The following is a 16,757-nucleotide window of genomic DNA, read 5'->3' on the forward strand; positions in this document are numbered from 1 at the left end:
ACATAAATAAAGCGTTATGGAAGTTAAAATATTTGATTGATATCTTAATGAAAGAAATTAAATATGAGATAAATATTTTCCAACATACAACCCACTTGCAGCAGCTTGAGATAATGAATGAGTGACGCCTGAACAATCTCCAACTAAAAATAGTCCATGCACACTTGTTTCAAAATGGTTATTGATTTTTATCGTAGGAGCATAGAACTTTCCGTCAATTCCATATAACAAAGTATCTTTATCAATCGGTTCTTGGATAAATCGTTCTAAGCGTAATAAAAACTCTTTTAGTCCTTCAATATATAATGGGGGAATTTCTGTATTCAAATCTCCATAATCTCCTTGTAGTGTAGGCTGTATATGGTTATGTTTTATGCCGTTCTCTGTTGTAGGTTGTTTATTTAGTAAGTCCTCTAAGCGCTGTATAACAATCCGATCTCGTCCTTGGTTAATGTTTTTTATAATTGAACTTGCGTATACATTTGCTTCTTTGAGAGTTGAAAAATAGCGCGGGATAAATAAAGTGAAATTTAAGTTAGGTGTGCCAGTTCCTTCCTCTCGAAAATTTTGACCGTCAGGCATAACTAAACCTTCTTCGTACTTTCTAATGATGCGTCCTTTTGGATTCATACAGTACGTAGTTGCGGTGAAGTGTTCATGCTCATAAGAAAGTTTTGTCTCAAATGTATCTTTTAATATAGAACGTAATTGGTGTTCGTTCATCTCTACTCTAATCCCTAAATCTACACGAGTTTGCTCCTGAGAAATATTGAGAGAAGTGCACATTTTTTTTAACCAATCCGCTCCAGAACGCCCAGTTGCAAATACTAGTTGCTTAGATTGAACTGTTCCTTCATTTGTCTCTATTGTAAAATGATCTTTCTGTTTCATAATGTGTTGTACATCTATATGAAATTGTATATTTATTTTCGTAAGTAAAAATTCATAGAGCTGCTGAAAAATGTCACTTGAAAGGGTAGTACCAAGATGTCTTACTTCTGTTGTTAGCATTTGTAAACCACACGTTTCAGCTCTCTTATTGAGATTTGGATTTTCTGTAGAGTATTTTGAAACAGAACTTCCTCCGAACTGACATAGAATTTCATCTACTTCAGCCATAAGTTGTATAAAGCCTTCTTTACCGACTTTTTGCTCAAGTTCTCCGCCAAATCCGTTTGTATAATTAAATTTCCCTTCAGATTTTCCTAAACCACCAAACCCAAAATATTTATCGCATGTAGTACAATTACACACTTTTCCTTCGTCTAAAGGACAATGGCGATCTTCTAGCGCTTTACCTTTATCAAGAATTAAAACCTTTTTGTTACTTTTAGCCAGTGAATAAGCCATAAAAATGCTACTTACTCCAGCACCGATAATTGTAACATCATACATATTTTTTCACCTGCTAACGAATAGTTTGTTTTTATTTTTCTAGTGTATAACAATTTTATGAAGTTAAGAAATAGCTTTTATTAATAAAGAGGGAGTTTTTGAACTTGATGCTTTTTTAATTTCTCGGAGTGGTGGGATAAATACAAATGTTTTTATTTGAAAGAAGAAATAGTTTTAAATGATCACTATGTCATATGATTAATAAAATCTAACATATAAAAAAACAGACCTTTCAAGTGAAGAGGTCTGTTAATGAGTTCAAATGTTATTTAGCAAACAGATGGTTACCAATTACTGCTACTGTTTGACGTGTCGTAATCCATTTGTCTGTTGATGTTTTTGGATTATAGAAATAAAGCCAATCAGAATGTATGCCATTTGTGGAGATAGCTTCTTCTACTGCCATTTTTGCTTCTGGGCTTGCAGGCTGATTAATTCTTCCATCTGTAACAGGAGTAAAGGCATATCCATATTTAATAGGTTCATAAATAACGCCTGTTATTGTATTTGGAAAACCTTTTGCGTTTACACGATTTAGTATAACTTTTGCTACAGCCACTTTTCCTTTATATGACTCTCCACCTGCTTCAGCAGTAACTAAGCGTGCCATTAAGTCTTTTTCTTTTTCTGAAATGTTTGAGTTGATTTTTAAATGTTGTCCTGTATAAAGTTTGTTTCCGGCTGTATTGTTAATTTGTTTTATAGATTGAACGGTAACATTGTAACGCTTTGCTATCGTTTCTAATGAATCTCCCGGTTGTACTTGATAAATAATTTGTCCAGAAATGTTCGCAGGTTTGACGTTTTGACGAACGGTGATTTCATTTGATTTCGTGGACCCTGGAATATTTAACTGTTCACCAATAAAGGTTTGATCGTTTCCTTTATTATTAGCCTGTTTAATGGATTGTATTGAAACCCCGTATTGTTTACTAATGCCCCAAAGTGTATCATTCTTTTTTACTGTATGAATGGTAGATGCTTCAGCTGTACTTTGATGACATACGAATGTAATTGCAGCTGCAGATATAGGGATTATATGTTTTATTTTTAATAATTTCATTGCAAATCCTCCTAAGAAAAATTAAGGCGAAACGGTTAAGTAATGTAGTTCAGAATGTCTATTTATAATATTTTAATGTAAGTATATTAGCACATATGAAATAAATAATCATTATAAGTTTCTTATTTAGTTAGTTTAGAGTCCGAATATGAAATATTGCATATGAAAATACATTGAAGTTCATATTGCTGATTACTATAATCTATTTAGTAGAAGGATAACTTTATATGTTATAGAAATTAAATCATTATAGATTAATATAATGATTTAATAGTTTGTCAATTGGAGGAGTGATGTAATGAATATATTTAAAAGAATATCTGTTTCAGTTGTAATCATTTCAATATGTTTAGGAATAGGAGGTATTGTCAATATTGTAAATGCTGATTCTATAGAACAGCAGGGTAAATTAGGAATAGAGCAAGAAGCAGGTAAGCAAATCATTGTAAAATTTAGAGCAGATTTGAAATTGCCATATGAAGATGGTATTGAAAAACAGATACAAGATCAAGCAAGTGACAAAGTACTAGAAGATCTTTTGGTAGAATATCCAGATGCAACATTTACTCGTTTATTTACATCTGTAAGTCCAGAAGAAATACAAGACCTTGAAGTGAAAGCACCTAATAATGTATCTACAAGTTTATTAAACTACTATATTCTTCGAAATCAAAATAGTGGGCATGAAGAAGAACTAGTAGATAAGCTAAAGGCATCTTCTTTAATAGAAGATGTGTATATGAAGAAACAAGAAAAAATAACGCCACCAGAAGTACAACCATCAAATGTATCTCTTAATCCTAATAATAATCCTAGATTTAAAAAACAAGGATATCTTGAAGCAGCCCCATACGGTATTAATGCGTCTTTTGCCTGGGGAGTTCAAGGTGGAAATGGAAATGGTATAACTTTTGTTGATATGGAATATGGTTGGTTATTAAATCATGAGGATTTAGTACATCAAAATATTGAATTAATGTCTGGAATAAATATAGATCAACATGTCGGCCATGGGACGTCTGTACTAGGAATTGTATCCTCTGAGGACAATGAAGTTGGGAATATTGGGATTGCGCCAAAAGCGAAAGCAAAGGTGATTTCTCAAATAAGAGATAACGGACAGTATAATACAGCTGATGCAATATTAAGTGCTGTAAATCATTTAGAAGCTGGGGATGTTTTATTATTAGAGGCACAAGCTTCCTTTGATGGATATGGTGATAAATATTTACCTGTTGAAGTACAACCAGATATCTTTGATGCAATTCGTGCTGGTACAGATAAAGGTGTTGTCATTATAGAGGCTGGAGCAAATGGTTGGAATGATTTAGATCAATTTAAAGATAGAAATGGTAAACAAATTTTAAATCGCAATAGTAAAGATTTTAAAGATTCAGGTGCAATTATGGTAGGAGCGGGCTCTTCATCTTTCCCTCACGAGCGCATGTGGTTTTCGAATTATGGAAGCCGTATTGATGTGTATGGCTGGGGAGAAAACGTAGATACAACTACAGCTGAGCAAAGTCGAAGTGCTGTAAATCTTTATACATCTAGCTTTAGTGGCACATCGAGTGCGTCGCCTATTATTGCCGGAGCAGCGACTTTAGTACAAAGCATTGCTAAAGAAAATTTAGGACAACCATATAGACCAAGTGAACTAAGAGCAATATTAAGCAACCACAACACAGGAACAAAATCTAAAGATCCATATTTAGATAAAATTGGTGTTTTACCAGATTTGAAGTCTATACTAGTAAACTTAGGGTATGGACAAAGAAAACCAAACGGTGGGAATGAGTTACAAGTAACAGAAAATGAACCAAATAATGAGCCTAGACAGGCAAATAAAGTTAACATTCATACACCGGTGAAAGGAACGCTACATAATAGGGATAATGTAGATGTATTTACTTTCCAAATTGACTCACCAGAAAATATTAATATTTCTCTACTAAATGAACAAAACATTGGAATGACATGGGTACTTCATCATGAATCAGATTTAAACAACTATGTAGCATATGGTGAAAATGAAGGGAATGTAGTTAAAGGAACTTATAATGCAAAGCCAGGTAAATATTATTTATATGTTTATAAGTATGAGAATAAAGATGGTTCATATATATTGAATATAAAATAAACGAAAGGAACTTCAGATGAAGTTCCTTTAAATTTTTCTAATTCAGTATATGTGAATGATTTTTTAACTTTACTTCTATGCAATATTTCATATTGATGAAATGTTATTTATTTTTTACTCACCAGATTATATTATATTCAATAAGTTTGATATAAAAGGGAAAAAGGAGGAAGAATAATGAGCAATAAGAAGTTTATTTTGAAATTATTCATATGTAGTATGATATTTATCACATCTGTATTTGCTTTACATGATAAGCAAGTCGTTGCAGCTAGCTCTGTTATTGAACTTGAAAATTGGTCAAAATGGATGCAACCTATACCTGATAACATCCCGTTAGCACGAATTTCAATTCCAGGAACACATGATAGTGGTACGTTCAAATTACAAAATCCAATAAAGCAAGTATGGGGAATGACGCAAGAGTATGATTTTCGTTATCAAATGGATCATGGAGCTCGCATTTTTGATATAAGAGGCCGTTTAACAGATGATAATACGATAGTTCTTCATCATGGGCCATTATACCTTTATGTAACACTGCATGAATTCATAAACGAAGCGAAACAATTTTTAAAAGATAACCCAAGTGAAACAATTATTATGTCTTTAAAAAAAGAGTATGAGGATATGAAAGGGGCAGAAGGTTCCTTTAGTAATACGTTTGAAAAAAAATATTTTGTTGATCCTATCTTTTTAAAAACAGAAGGAAATATAAAACTTGGAGATGCTCGAGGGAAAATTGTACTACTAAAAAGATATAGTGGTAGTAATGAATCTGGAGGATATAATAATTTTTATTGGCCAGATAATGAGACGTTTACGACAACTGTAAATCAAAATGTAAATGTAACAGTACAAGATAAATATAAAGTGAGTTATGATGTGAAAGTAAAATCTATTAAAGATACGATCAATGAAACGATGAACAATAGTGAGGATTTAAATCATCTATATGTTAATTTTACAAGCTTGTCTTCTGGTGGTACAGCATGGAATAGCCCATATTATTATGCCTCTTATATAAATCCCGAAGTTGCGGCATATATTAAACAAGAGAATCCAAAAAGAGTTGGTTGGGTGATCCAAGATTATGTTAGTGATAAGTGGTCACCGATTCTCTATCAAGAAGTTATAAGAACTAATAAGTCACTTTAAGTTTCACCATAATTTCATAGAAACAATGTAACGCTATTAAAAGTCTTGTGGAATTCCCATAAGACTTTTTAGTATTTGATATTATGAGAATCAAAGTTCTTTGAATAGGTTTATATAATAATTTAATGCAGTTATAAAATCAACATGAGAAAATTGTCGATAAATGTCGATTGTTATTGTAATATAAAACATATAAGTATAATATACAGATTAGGTGGATTTATTGTCTTTTATTAAAAATAGTAAAATTGGAACGAAATTAAATGTGTTAGTCATTATATCGAGTTTGGCTTGTATCATGTTATCTTCTCTGGGGTTTTTAGGGCTTCAAAAAGGTGAAAATACATCTTCTAGTATGTATGACGAAAGGCTATTACCAATTGAATGGATAGGAACTGTAGAATCAAATTTTTACCATGTTAATATGAATTTTATGGAGATTATGATATCGAAAGATGAAAAAAGAATGAAAGAACTAATAACAGAAATGGATAAGACTAGGAAAGAAAATGATGAGTTATTAAAACAATTTGAAACTAGAATTAGTTCTCATAAAGAAAAGGGCTTGTATAATGCATTTCAAAGTCAATTCAAAGATTTAAGAATACAAATGAAGAAAGCACAGGACTTGGGACTGACTAATAATGAAGAAGCGTATAGCTATTATTTAAAAGAAATTGAGCCTAATATGGGAAAAACAATTCAGTCTATTCGTGAACTTATTTTATATAATAATACCGCGGCTGAACAACTACAAAAAGAGAATGTGAATAGTGTGAAAAATACAATAATAACATTTGTAATTATTTCATGTGTTGGAATCATAATAATTATTTTTATTGGTTTTATAATAAAAAATGTTATAAAAAAACCAATTGTATTATTACAAAAAGATATGGAACGAGTATCTGCTGGAGATTTAACAATTCGAACTTCTTATAAATCCGAGAACGAATTAGGCCATATTGTACAATCTTTTAATAGTATGTTAGATAACTTGCAACAATTAGTCGGTCAGGTGAAGGTTACAGCAAAAGAAGTGATTATTTCAACTGAAAATATGTTACAAGAGACAAAAACGGCAGCAAATATATCAAACGAGGTTGTTCGAACTACTTCTGAAATAAATAAAGAAATAGAGGGACAAGTGACTAGTATTCAAGAAAGTTCAACTGCGATGGAAGAAATTGCAACTGGAGTTCAAACAGTAGCTGAATCTTCAGCGATGGTTGCTGAAGTTGCTGTTGCAACAATAGACCAAGCAAATGCTGGTAGTGAAGTTATAAAACAATCTATTCGTCAAATGAATAGTGTGAATGAAGTTGTCGAAGAAACTTCTAAGGTCATTGATAGACTTGTAACACGTACACAACAAATTGAAGAAGCGCTAGATATTATTACTAATATTGCAGAACAAACGAATTTACTGGCCTTAAATGCTGCAATTGAGGCAGCACGCGCCGGAGAAAATGGAAAAGGATTTGCAGTAGTTGCAGCTGAAGTAAGAGGTCTGGCTGAGAAATCTAAAACGTCTGTAAATGATATAAATAATTTATTACGTTTTATACATCAAGATACACAGGATACAGTTCATGTAATGAAAAAAGGTCATCAACAGGTTAGTGGTGGTAAAGAAGCAGCATATAAGGCAGAACTCGCATTTTCATCTATTATGCAAGATATTAATAGAATAACGTCCCAAATTCAAGAAGTGTCTGCTGCCACAGAAGAAATGTCTGCTGGGACAGAAGAAGTGAATGCCTCTTTATCAATAGTTTCTGAAACTGCAACACAAGTCGCACAAGAAACGAATCGAACAGTACAATCAATTCAAGCACAAGCCACATTGATTCAAGAAATAACGACGAAATCTAATGAAATGAAAAAGAAAGTCGAAAATTTAGAAATGCTAATTTCACAATTCATTATTGAAGAATAAGTTTGTTAACATTTATCATTAGTATAAACTTTAAGATAATCAATATAGTCTGCGTTGCACAATTTGAAAAAGGACCTTTATAGGTTCTTTTTTTGTAAAAGGTGTGAATGCTATGTTCTATTATAGTGAAAAACAGAAACTTAATAATCATTTAAATTTGTACCTATAAATTTAATATGTAATAATGAATTTGATTTATTCTAATGAAATGGAGGTATATACTATGAAGTTTCCACATGATTTTTTATTCGGAGCTGCTTCAGCTTCTTATCAAGTAGAAGGTGCATGGAATGAGGATGGAAAAGGTGTTACGAATTGGGATGAGTTTTCAAAAATTCCTGGCAAAACATACAATGGAACAAATGGTGATGTAGCGGTTGATCATTATCATCGATATAAGGAAGATGTTCGTTTAATGGCTGAGATGGGATTGGAATCGTATCGTTTTTCGATTTCTTGGGCGAGAATATTGCCGACTGGAGATGGAGAGGTAAATGAAAAAGGCATTAAATTTTATAACAATTTAATTGATGAATGTTTAAAGTACGGGATTGTACCGTTTGTCACTTTATATCATTGGGATCTACCATTACCGTTAGAAAAGGATGGTGGGTGGACGAATAAACGAACAGCAGATGCTTTTGTAAAGTATGCCGAAATTTGCTTTAAGGCATTTGGTGATAGAGTGAAACATTGGATTACTTTTAATGAAACAGTAATGTTTTGTGGATTAGGCTATTTAAAAGGTGCACATCCACCAGGAATACAAAATGATGTTCCAAAGTATTTTCAAGCGACTCATTATGTATTTTATGCGCATGCGAAAACAGTTGCGGTGTACAAGCAGCTGAAACAATATGGGGAGATTGGGATTACACATGTTTTCTTACCTGCTTATAGTGTGGATGATGAAAAAGAAAATATACTAGCAGCAAATCATGCGAATGAATATGAAACGTATTGGTATTATGATCCAGTTTTAAAAGGTGAGTATCCACCTTATGTTGTTCAACAATTAAAGGAAAAAGGGTGGACTCCTAATTGGACGGTTGAAGAATTAGAAATCATTAAACAAAATGCCGAAAAGAATGATTTTATTGGCTTGAATTATTATCAACCAATACGAGTAGAAAGATACGATATGGATATAAAGAGCGATGAGCATTCTCGAGAAAACTCAACACTTGCTCCAGGTAATCCTTCTTTTGATGGTTTTTATCGCACAGTAAAAATGGATGATAAAACATATACAAAATGGGGATGGGAAATATCTCCCGAAGGTTTCTTAGATGGATTGCATATGTTGAAAGAGCGTTACGGTGACATAAAGATGTATGTAACGGAAAATGGACTTGGTGATGAAGATCCAATCATTGAAGGAGAAGTTGTAGATGTTCCGAGAATTAAATTTATTGAAGAGCATTTAAAAGTAATAAAGCGTGCAATTGAAGAGGGAATCAATTTAAAAGGTTATTATGCATGGTCAGTGATTGATTTATTAAGTTGGTTAAATGGGTATAAAAAGCAATATGGCTTTATTTTTGTCGATCATAATGATAACTTAAAACGTAAGAAAAAACTTTCGTTTCATTGGTATAAACATGTGATCGAAACGAGAGGAGAAGAGTTATAACAGATAAAAGAGTATTTTAGGAGAAAGTGTATGAGTGCAAAGTATAAACAAATTGCAGATGTGTTAGAGCAAAACATTCGAGATGGGCTTTTTAATGAAACGAAAAAACTACCTACAGAAGAAGCTTTGATGAATCGGTTTGAAGTAAGCCGTAATACGATACGTAAAGTAATTAGTCAGCTTGTAAATAGAGGTTATATTTTTCAAGTGCAAGGTAGTGGTATGTTTTTACGCGAAACTTCTGTAACAGATTACATTAATTTAGGAAGTTTACGTGGATTAACGAAAAATCTCGTTTCGCAAAATATTGAAACGAAAGTGTTAGAGCTTGAAGTAATAGATGCGGACGAAGATATAGCAAAGCGGATGCAATGCGAAGCTGAAACTAGGATATATTTTTTGAAGCGTTTAAGAATTGTAGATGGTAAACCGTTCTCTATTGAAGTAAGTTATTTCAAAAAGGATATTATTCCATATTTGAATAAAGAAATAGCATTAAGCTCTGTATACAGTTATTTCATTGAAGATTTACGATTAAATATTGGCTTTGCCGATAAAGTTATTAGTTGTGAAAAAGTAAATAAAGAAAACGCGCAGCTGTTAGAATTAAATGAAGGTGATCCGGCGCTTCTTATTGAAAATACAGTATGTCTTGTAAACGGGACAATTTTCGAGTTATCTCAATCGATGTTTCATTATGAAAAGACTAAACTTTTAAATCGAATTAATTTCAAATAAAAAAAGAAAATAATTTATCTTGTGAAAAGCAACTGAGTCCAAAGTGATCAGTTGCTTTTTATTTTTCAAAGTGGATGAGCAAAAAAACACAAAAGTGGTTGGTCCGTTTTTGGCAAACATACATTATGATAAGAGAAGAAAGGTAGTATGTTATTAACGTTTTAAAGAGGAAGTTCTTTATTAAAATAGATTGTCTTTAGAGAGGTGAAGATACAATGAGTTTTGCAATTTCACTAGTGGTTATTATTGTAATTGTATCGCTGTTTGGGACCGTGCTAGTTGCACGAAATGTGGAGGAGAATTACGGCAAGTCTACAAAGAGAAATGTGAAAAACTTATCAACTATTTATATTCTCCTTCTTTTTGTACTACTTGTTGGGGTAACGTGGTATGCGGTAGTGATTTAATAGTTTTGAAAGAAAAAGGTTAATATTGTATATGATGGAGGAGTATGATTTTGATAAAAAATGAACGCCACGTATTAATTGTTTTTCCGCATCCAGATGATGAGTCATATTGCGTGGCAGGTACAATTTTAGCTTATGCGCAGCGAAATGTTCCTCTTACTTATGTTTGCTTAACGTTAGGTGAAATGGGGAGAACGATGGGGAATCCTCCTTTTGCAACACGTGAATCATTAAATGTTATAAGAGAGAAGGAACTAAAGAGGGCTACAAATATTTTAGGGATTAAAGATTTACGTATGATGGGATATCGTGATAAAACTCTTGAATTTGAAACTCCCGGAGAGTTAAGACGTGTAATACAAAAATGTGTAGAAGAAGTGAATCCTTCGTTAGTCATTTCTTTTTATCCGGGATATGCGGTTCATCCAGATCATGATGCAACAGGAGAAGCGGTAGCAGAGGCGTTAGCTAATATTCCGGAATATAAAAGGCCAACATTTTATGCGGTAGCTTTTTCGAAGAATCATGAAGCGGAAATAGGTCCTCCACATTTTAAAAATGAAGTGAAAGAATATGTTCCCAAAAAGTTAGAGGCATTGCAAGCACATGCATCACAATTTGCGACGAAAGTAACGGAACTAAAAAGAGAGTATAAAGAAGGTGTACCGGAAACAGTAGAGTGGTTAGAAAAGGAACCATTTTGGATATATTCATTCAAAGATAAGAGTAAGTGACGTTATAGCTGAAGGTGATGAATATGTATTTTGAATATAAGAATCGGAAAATTTCTTACAATATAGAAGGATCGGGCCCTGTTATATTGTTATTACACGGTCTTGGTGGGAACGCAAACAATTGGCTATATCAAAGGCAATATTTCAAAGAGAATTGGACGGTGATTTCTCTTGATTTACCGGGGCATGGGAAATCTGAAGGGCTGGAAATTCCTTTTAAAGAATATGCAAATGTTTTGTATGAGTTATGCAGTTATTTAAAGCTACAAAAAGTAGTTATGTGTGGTCTTTCAAAAGGAGCTAGAGTCGGTATCGATTTTGCTATTCAATATCCAGGCTTTGTTTCCAGTTTAATTGTTGTAAATGCATTTCCCTATTTGGAGCCTGAAGATCGAAAAGAACGAATTGAAGTATATGATTTACTTAGCTTACACGATAATGGAAAAACATGGGCGGATACATTATTGAAGGCGATGGGAGTAGCAAATAATGAAGTAATTGTTAGGGGATTTTATCAATCTTTACAGTCTATTAATTCGGTACATATTCAAAGATTATTTGCTGAATTAGTAGATTATGATCAAAGACCGTTTCTTTCAAATATTTCATGTCCTACTTTAATTATAAGAGGGGAAAATGATGATTTCGTTCCCGAGAAATATGTAAGAGAGTTTGAAAGACGTTTGAAAAATACAACTTTTATTGAGTTTAAAAATAGTGGACACTTACCTTATTTAGAACAGCCGACTAGCTTTAATATGACGGTAGAAAGATTTTTAAATCATGCACTTAATTAATACTATTATTACAGTCAATACTGTTATTAGGAAATCAAGTATATTTCGTTTTGAGAGGGGCAATAAGGTGGAATGGAAACCAAATCGTGCAGATAAGACGCCTGTATATAAACAAATAGCGGATTATATGGAAAGGGGTATTTCTTCAGGTGAGTTTCCTTCTGACAGCAAGTTACCTTCTGAGCGTACGTTAGCGAAAGAATTACAAGTGAACCGAAGTACGATAGTAGCTGCATATGAAGAATTAAAATCACTTGGAGTAGTAGAACGGCAAAAAGGAAGCGGAACACGGGTGAATACAGACATATGGGGTGTTTCACATAAACGAATACCAAACTGGGGTAGGTACGTTGAGGATGGATCATTCTTACCTAATGTACCACTCGTTCAACAAATTCGAACAGAAACACAAAAAGACGAATTGATTAATTTAGCAAGTGGTGAATTGTCACCAGAATTAATTCCGAGTGATAGATTCCGAACGATTTTGTCAGAGAAAATATTTAGGGAAAACCTCGGTTATGACCATCCACTTGGAAATGAAATGTTGAGAAAAACAATTGCAGTACATGTTCAGCAATATAAACAAATTGAAGCAGATTCGAATTCTATCCTTATTACATCTGGAGCGCAACAGGCACTTAATCTTATCGTTCAATGCTTATTAAAACCTGGCGATGCGATTGCAATTGAGGACCCTTCGTATTGTTTCTCATTGCCGATGTTTAAATCCGCTGGCTTAAAAATATTCCATTTACCTGTTGATCAGCATGGAATGAATCCAGATGATTTAATTGATTTGCATAAAAAGCATCGTATTCGCATGGTATTTTTGAATCCAGATTATCAAAATCCAACGGGAACTGTGCTTTCATTAGCAAGACGTAAAAAGATTTTAGAACTGTCTTCTGAATTTGGGATACCGATTGTAGAAGATGATCCGTATAGTTTAACTTCATTTAATGGAGAAGTGAATCCAACATTAAAATCAATGGATCAAAACGGAAATGTTCTTTATATAAGTTCATTATCAAAAATTGTTGCATCAGGATTACGTATTGGCTGGGTAATTGGCCCTACGCGTGTAATAGAACGTTTAGCAGATGCGAAGCAGCAAGTTGATTTTGGCCATAGCGTATTTACGCAGTGGGTGGCAAATCAATTTTTAGAATCAGAAGATTTTCATGTACATATTACAATGCTTCGTGGACAATTGAAGGAAAGAAGAGATGCATTAATTAGAAAGCTTGAAGAAATATTGGGGGACCAGGTTGAATTTTTTGTTCCAGAGGGTGGAATACATTTATGGTGCAAAGTGCAAGGAACATTTGATGAATATCATTTATTAGGTGAATCTATACGAAATGGTGTAGCGTTTGTTCCGGGAAGTGTTTTAGGTACTAAAAGTGAATATATTCGATTTACTTTTGGGAGAGTAGATGTCGAACAAATTCAGCTGGGAATTACGAGGTTTGCGGAAACGTTAAATGAGATTTCATAATAGTGATGCATATTGAAATGAGGGAAAGAAATGAAGTACGTGACGCTTTTACTTCAAGTAGGCGTGCTATATGTATTTAGCATAGTTGGTACGTGGATTCAGGGAGTATTTCATCTATCAATGCCGGGAAGTTTAATAGGGATGTTAATGCTGTTTTTACTCCTTTCTACTCGTATTTTACCATTAAAGTGGTTTGAGGAAGGTGCGGAAAAGTTAATCATATTTTTACCGTTATTTCTAATTCCTTCGACAACAGGGCTGATGGAATATGGGTCTTTTCTTTTCAGTAAGGGGAGTGTTATATTCCTTTTAGTAGTTGCAAGCACGGTAGTAACTTTGATTGTTTCAGGGTATATAAGTCAATTATTAGTAACATCAAAAAAATAAAATCGACAAGGTGCACGATGCAAATGGTCTTAATTATTATTACTGTAGTAATGTATGTATTCGCGACAAAGTTATATAAAAAATTTACGTTTCCATTTACATTACCGGTGTTAACAGTTACAGCGAGTATGATTTGCTTATTTCTGATTTTTGGTATTTCTCATCATGAGTATAGAGAAAATGGGGGAGATATTCTTTCCGGTTTATTGAGTCCTGCAATTGTAGCGTTAGCGATACCTTTATTTAAAGAGCGAAAAATACTTATGAAAAACGTTTTGTCGATACTTATCGGCGTAGCGGTAGGTATAGTGGCTTTAACGAGTATGAATGTAGTGATTGGTGAGATGTTAAATATAGATAAGGAGCTCATATTAACAACACTGCCGCAATTAGCGACGATGCCTATCGCCGTTTCATTAGCGGATCAAATTGGTGGTATTCCATCTATGACTTCTAGTTTTGTAGTTGTTGCAGGAATAACAGGTGCTATTATCGGACCAACAGTACTTAAGCTTTTCCGAATAACAAGTACGATTGGAAAAGGAGTGGGGATGGGATGCGCATCACATATTATCGGTGTGAGCCGTCTCGTGAAGGAGGGCGAGAAAGAGGCGACGATCGGTTCGGTGACGATGATTGTAACCGGAATACTCATTAGTATATTTATACCTTATGGAACGAAATTTATATTTTAAAATGTAATGGAGATGGTGAAAATGACAACATGGTTTATAGTTACATTATTTATTTTTGGAGCTCTTAAAGTACTAGTTTCTAGTATGCCAACTTCTGTTGTAGAATCAATTATTAGTAGATTTGAATTGCATCAAAAACTTGAAGAAGAGAATACCTCTATATCGATAAATGGAAAAAATATAGAGGGGGAAATGAAACTACAAGTTATTCATGAATTTAATGAGGCTTTATTTTTAGATAAACATTATTTCCCACCGCACGGGGAAGGAACACCGATCGTTATTAACACGAAGAAAGGGAATAAAGAGATTAGGTTTTCTCTATATAGCCATGAGGAACATGTTGATGTAATCAAGCAATATAAGAAGAAAATCGTTGCCTACCGTTTACGTTCAAAAATTCTTCAAAATCCTGCATCATTAGCAATAACTGAAGATTATGCTTAAGAAGAGATCTATAATGGTCTCTTTATTTTTGTATGAAATGATATATTTTCCAAATAAAAGAAAAGAAAATCATATAGCCAAATAAAGAGTATGTATGATTCCAATCTACGCTATGGATAAAGAAACCGAATCTTTCAGCAACCTGTTCAAAAATGCTAGCACAAATACCTATTGAAACAATAAATAGCATTCTAGAAACTGCAGTTAATGTTTTTGAAATTTGTATGAAAATCGTTGTTAAAATCGGTAGTGCAAACAAAGTAAAACCAATGTTAACTGAAAATATGGATGAGAATGGTCTAACCGGAAAGGCATACATTTGTTTCGCGACAAAGAAAGCATCTAAGCAAGTTCCGATAATACAAGAGAGTAAGATTGTAACTGCTAATGCTAAAAAATCATTCTTCTTCTCGAAGGAGGACGTTTTTCTTTGCAAGAATGGCGAGTTCAATTTTTTCGAGCGTTTTACAGTAGTCTTCTGTAATTTGTCCATTTATATTTTCCTCCTTATCTACTAAGTAATTTACAACTTGCCAGTCCGTAAACCAATCTTCACTGTCAACTTCTTCATGCTTCATATCTCGCCATGCATAGATGAGTTCAGGACTGTATATACGATAAGCGCCACTACGCAACTGGCATTTTTTTATTCGACGCTTATAAAATTCACGGGAAAAAGATTCATTTACACTTGAAAATAAATGAGGCCAGTAATCTTTCCTTGATCCTGTATGTGGATGGTGCTGGGCCCAGCTTATTATTTGAGATAAAACATGTGTGTCTCGAAATAATAAGGAATACAACCTTTTTCCAATTAAGATTCGTTCGTGTAAGGAAGTGAAATGCTTCATTGTATCACCAAATAGTAATACTTTGTGTTTCTTATCATTTTCGTAGAATGGGAAAAGGATATGATTAAACTGAAAGAAATCAAAGAGTTTAAATCCAATACTATTAAGTACAGTCTTTTTAAATTGTATATTTTGAATCACTCTTTTTTCTAAGTAGTTTTGTTCATTAATAATAGTTGCAATGGCTAATGTTTTTTTGTTACCTGTTTTCCAAAAATCGTTCCACATCGTTTCCATAAATGTAGAAACATTTAGGTGAGGGAGAAGGTGAAATAGCTTTTGTGCTCTTTTTACACTTTGTTCGTAAAGCAGAAATTGAGGATATACATCTTGGAAAATAAGCCAATTCCCTCTTTCTAAAAAAGAAAAAAATGTGACTTGATCTTTCTCTGATAAAATTTTCGTATATAAATCGCCCTTTAAATCAGTCATATTCCAACCGCCGTTACGTGATACCATATGCCCAAGTAGTGCCCAATGTATTTCTGGATATTGAATGTAAAATTGGTAGTATGCGCGTGTTCTTGTAACATTATTTTTATTTAGCTGTTCTGTTTGTATTTTTATGTTGTTGATGATGAGTTGCTCTTCTTTCGTTAATTTATACATCGTGTCAGAATGAATGAGCTTGTTTTTTTGTTTCAATTCATTTTTTACATCAAATAGGGATAGAGGCAATGCTTTGGAAAGTCCGTTATCTGTATGATTTGAATTGCTTCGGTACATTCCATTACCTCCCTTTTTCATAAATTTAAACATGATTATTGGCTATGAATCATTCTATTTATTTTATTACGAGTATAAGAAATAAATGAGCGGTGTTTTTTACAAGGTATTTATTATGCAAACAGTATAAAAAATCTTACTGTTGT

Annotated in this window: 16 protein-coding genes; 12 read left to right on the forward strand and 4 right to left on the reverse strand. The window is 33.1% G+C overall.

The features are described 5' to 3' along the window. Positions 1-57: 57 nt before the first annotated feature. Positions 58-1,395 carry an NAD(P)-binding protein gene (locus QEP67_RS08585; RefSeq protein WP_000272408.1) on the reverse strand — a complete coding sequence of 446 codons (1,338 nt, stop codon included), beginning with the start codon at positions 1,393-1,395 and terminating at the stop codon, positions 58-60. A gap of 265 nt (positions 1,396-1,660) precedes the next feature. Then, complete coding sequence (locus tag QEP67_RS08590; RefSeq protein WP_000770995.1) at positions 1,661-2,458, reverse strand: cell wall hydrolase; 798 nt, start codon at positions 2,456-2,458, stop codon at positions 1,661-1,663. Positions 2,459-2,756: 298 nt separating this feature from the next. Between QEP67_RS08590 and QEP67_RS08595 the strand changes: the two genes are divergently transcribed. From QEP67_RS08595 to QEP67_RS08650, 12 genes are all read left to right on the forward strand, one after another. After that, a complete protein-coding gene (locus QEP67_RS08595) occupies positions 2,757-4,598 on the forward strand; it encodes a peptidase (protein WP_001020066.1) in 1,842 nt (613 codons plus the stop codon). Positions 4,599-4,775: 177 nt separating this feature from the next. Next, the gene (locus QEP67_RS08600; protein ID WP_000066271.1) at positions 4,776-5,756 is read left to right on the forward strand and encodes a phosphatidylinositol-specific phospholipase C; all 981 of its coding nucleotides are present in this window, start codon (positions 4,776-4,778) and stop codon (positions 5,754-5,756) included. A 223-nt stretch (positions 5,757-5,979) separates the two neighbouring features. Then, positions 5,980-7,695: a methyl-accepting chemotaxis protein gene (locus tag QEP67_RS08605; protein ID WP_000008152.1), complete on the forward strand. Its 1,716-nt coding sequence runs from the start codon at positions 5,980-5,982 to the stop codon at positions 7,693-7,695. 223 nt (positions 7,696-7,918) lie between these two features. Continuing rightward, positions 7,919-9,328 (forward strand): glycoside hydrolase family 1 protein, encoded by a 1,410-nt coding sequence (locus QEP67_RS08610; protein ID WP_000671623.1) that lies wholly within the window; start codon positions 7,919-7,921, stop codon positions 9,326-9,328. Between the two features lie 30 nt (positions 9,329-9,358). Beyond that, the gene (locus QEP67_RS08615; protein WP_001274905.1) at positions 9,359-10,066 is read left to right on the forward strand and encodes a GntR family transcriptional regulator; all 708 of its coding nucleotides are present in this window, start codon (positions 9,359-9,361) and stop codon (positions 10,064-10,066) included. Positions 10,067-10,281: 215 nt separating this feature from the next. Then, positions 10,282-10,473 carry a hypothetical protein gene (locus QEP67_RS08620; RefSeq protein ID WP_000006469.1) on the forward strand — a complete coding sequence of 64 codons (192 nt, stop codon included), beginning with the start codon at positions 10,282-10,284 and terminating at the stop codon, positions 10,471-10,473. A gap of 53 nt (positions 10,474-10,526) precedes the next feature. Further along, entirely contained in the window at positions 10,527-11,207 is a 681-nt protein-coding gene (gene bshB2 / locus QEP67_RS08625; RefSeq protein WP_033658814.1) for a bacillithiol biosynthesis deacetylase BshB2, read from the forward strand. Between the two features lie 23 nt (positions 11,208-11,230). Further along, on the forward strand, positions 11,231-12,004 hold the full coding sequence (locus QEP67_RS08630) for an alpha/beta hydrolase (RefSeq protein WP_000273472.1): 774 nt from the start codon (positions 11,231-11,233) through the stop codon (positions 12,002-12,004). Between the two features lie 67 nt (positions 12,005-12,071). After that, positions 12,072-13,505: a PLP-dependent aminotransferase family protein gene (locus tag QEP67_RS08635; RefSeq protein WP_000454986.1), complete on the forward strand. Its 1,434-nt coding sequence runs from the start codon at positions 12,072-12,074 to the stop codon at positions 13,503-13,505. A 30-nt stretch (positions 13,506-13,535) separates the two neighbouring features. Next, positions 13,536-13,892 (forward strand): CidA/LrgA family holin-like protein, encoded by a 357-nt coding sequence (locus QEP67_RS08640; protein WP_000878480.1) that lies wholly within the window; start codon positions 13,536-13,538, stop codon positions 13,890-13,892. A 23-nt stretch (positions 13,893-13,915) separates the two neighbouring features. Further along, positions 13,916-14,587, forward strand: coding sequence for an LrgB family protein (locus tag QEP67_RS08645; RefSeq protein WP_000242956.1), 672 nt, complete (start codon positions 13,916-13,918; stop codon positions 14,585-14,587). Between the two features lie 21 nt (positions 14,588-14,608). Beyond that, a complete protein-coding gene (locus QEP67_RS08650) occupies positions 14,609-15,034 on the forward strand; it encodes a YfmQ family protein (protein WP_000214627.1) in 426 nt (141 codons plus the stop codon). A gap of 22 nt (positions 15,035-15,056) precedes the next feature. On the opposite strand, the gene QEP67_RS08655 is transcribed toward QEP67_RS08650, so the two are convergent. Next, on the reverse strand, positions 15,057-15,527 hold the full coding sequence (locus QEP67_RS08655; RefSeq protein ID WP_000359642.1) for a CBO0543 family protein: 471 nt from the start codon (positions 15,525-15,527) through the stop codon (positions 15,057-15,059). Continuing rightward, positions 15,433-16,611, reverse strand: a complete 1,179-nt coding sequence (locus QEP67_RS08660; protein WP_000286276.1) for a DUF2515 domain-containing protein — start codon at positions 16,609-16,611, stop codon at positions 15,433-15,435. Before QEP67_RS08660 ends, QEP67_RS08655 begins: the two co-directional genes overlap by 95 nt. Positions 16,612-16,757 lie beyond the last annotated feature (146 nt).

This window comes from Bacillus cereus group sp. MS39 (assembly GCF_040448665.1).
Classification (GTDB): Bacteria; Bacillota; Bacilli; order Bacillales; family Bacillaceae_G; genus Bacillus_A; species Bacillus_A wiedmannii.

What these genes read in the sequence shown, in the direction of transcription:
- QEP67_RS08585 (WP_000272408.1), bottom strand. Translation starts at nt 1,395, where the DNA reads ATGTATGATGTTACAATTATCGGTGCTGGAGTAAGTAGCATTTTTATG.
- QEP67_RS08590 (WP_000770995.1), bottom strand. Translation starts at nt 2,458, where the DNA reads ATGAAATTATTAAAAATAAAACATATAATCCCTATATCTGCAGCTGCA.
- QEP67_RS08595 (WP_001020066.1), top strand. Translation starts at nt 2,757, where the DNA reads ATGAATATATTTAAAAGAATATCTGTTTCAGTTGTAATCATTTCAATA.
- QEP67_RS08600 (WP_000066271.1), top strand. Translation starts at nt 4,776, where the DNA reads ATGAGCAATAAGAAGTTTATTTTGAAATTATTCATATGTAGTATGATA.
- QEP67_RS08610 (WP_000671623.1), top strand. Translation starts at nt 7,919, where the DNA reads ATGAAGTTTCCACATGATTTTTTATTCGGAGCTGCTTCAGCTTCTTAT.
- QEP67_RS08615 (WP_001274905.1), top strand. Translation starts at nt 9,359, where the DNA reads ATGAGTGCAAAGTATAAACAAATTGCAGATGTGTTAGAGCAAAACATT.
- QEP67_RS08620 (WP_000006469.1), top strand. Translation starts at nt 10,282, where the DNA reads ATGAGTTTTGCAATTTCACTAGTGGTTATTATTGTAATTGTATCGCTG.
- QEP67_RS08630 (WP_000273472.1), top strand. Translation starts at nt 11,231, where the DNA reads ATGTATTTTGAATATAAGAATCGGAAAATTTCTTACAATATAGAAGGA.
- QEP67_RS08640 (WP_000878480.1), top strand. Translation starts at nt 13,536, where the DNA reads ATGAAGTACGTGACGCTTTTACTTCAAGTAGGCGTGCTATATGTATTT.
- QEP67_RS08645 (WP_000242956.1), top strand. Translation starts at nt 13,916, where the DNA reads ATGGTCTTAATTATTATTACTGTAGTAATGTATGTATTCGCGACAAAG.
- QEP67_RS08650 (WP_000214627.1), top strand. Translation starts at nt 14,609, where the DNA reads ATGACAACATGGTTTATAGTTACATTATTTATTTTTGGAGCTCTTAAA.
- QEP67_RS08655 (WP_000359642.1), bottom strand. Translation starts at nt 15,527, where the DNA reads ATGGACAAATTACAGAAGACTACTGTAAAACGCTCGAAAAAATTGAAC.
- QEP67_RS08660 (WP_000286276.1), bottom strand. Translation starts at nt 16,611, where the DNA reads ATGTACCGAAGCAATTCAAATCATACAGATAACGGACTTTCCAAAGCA.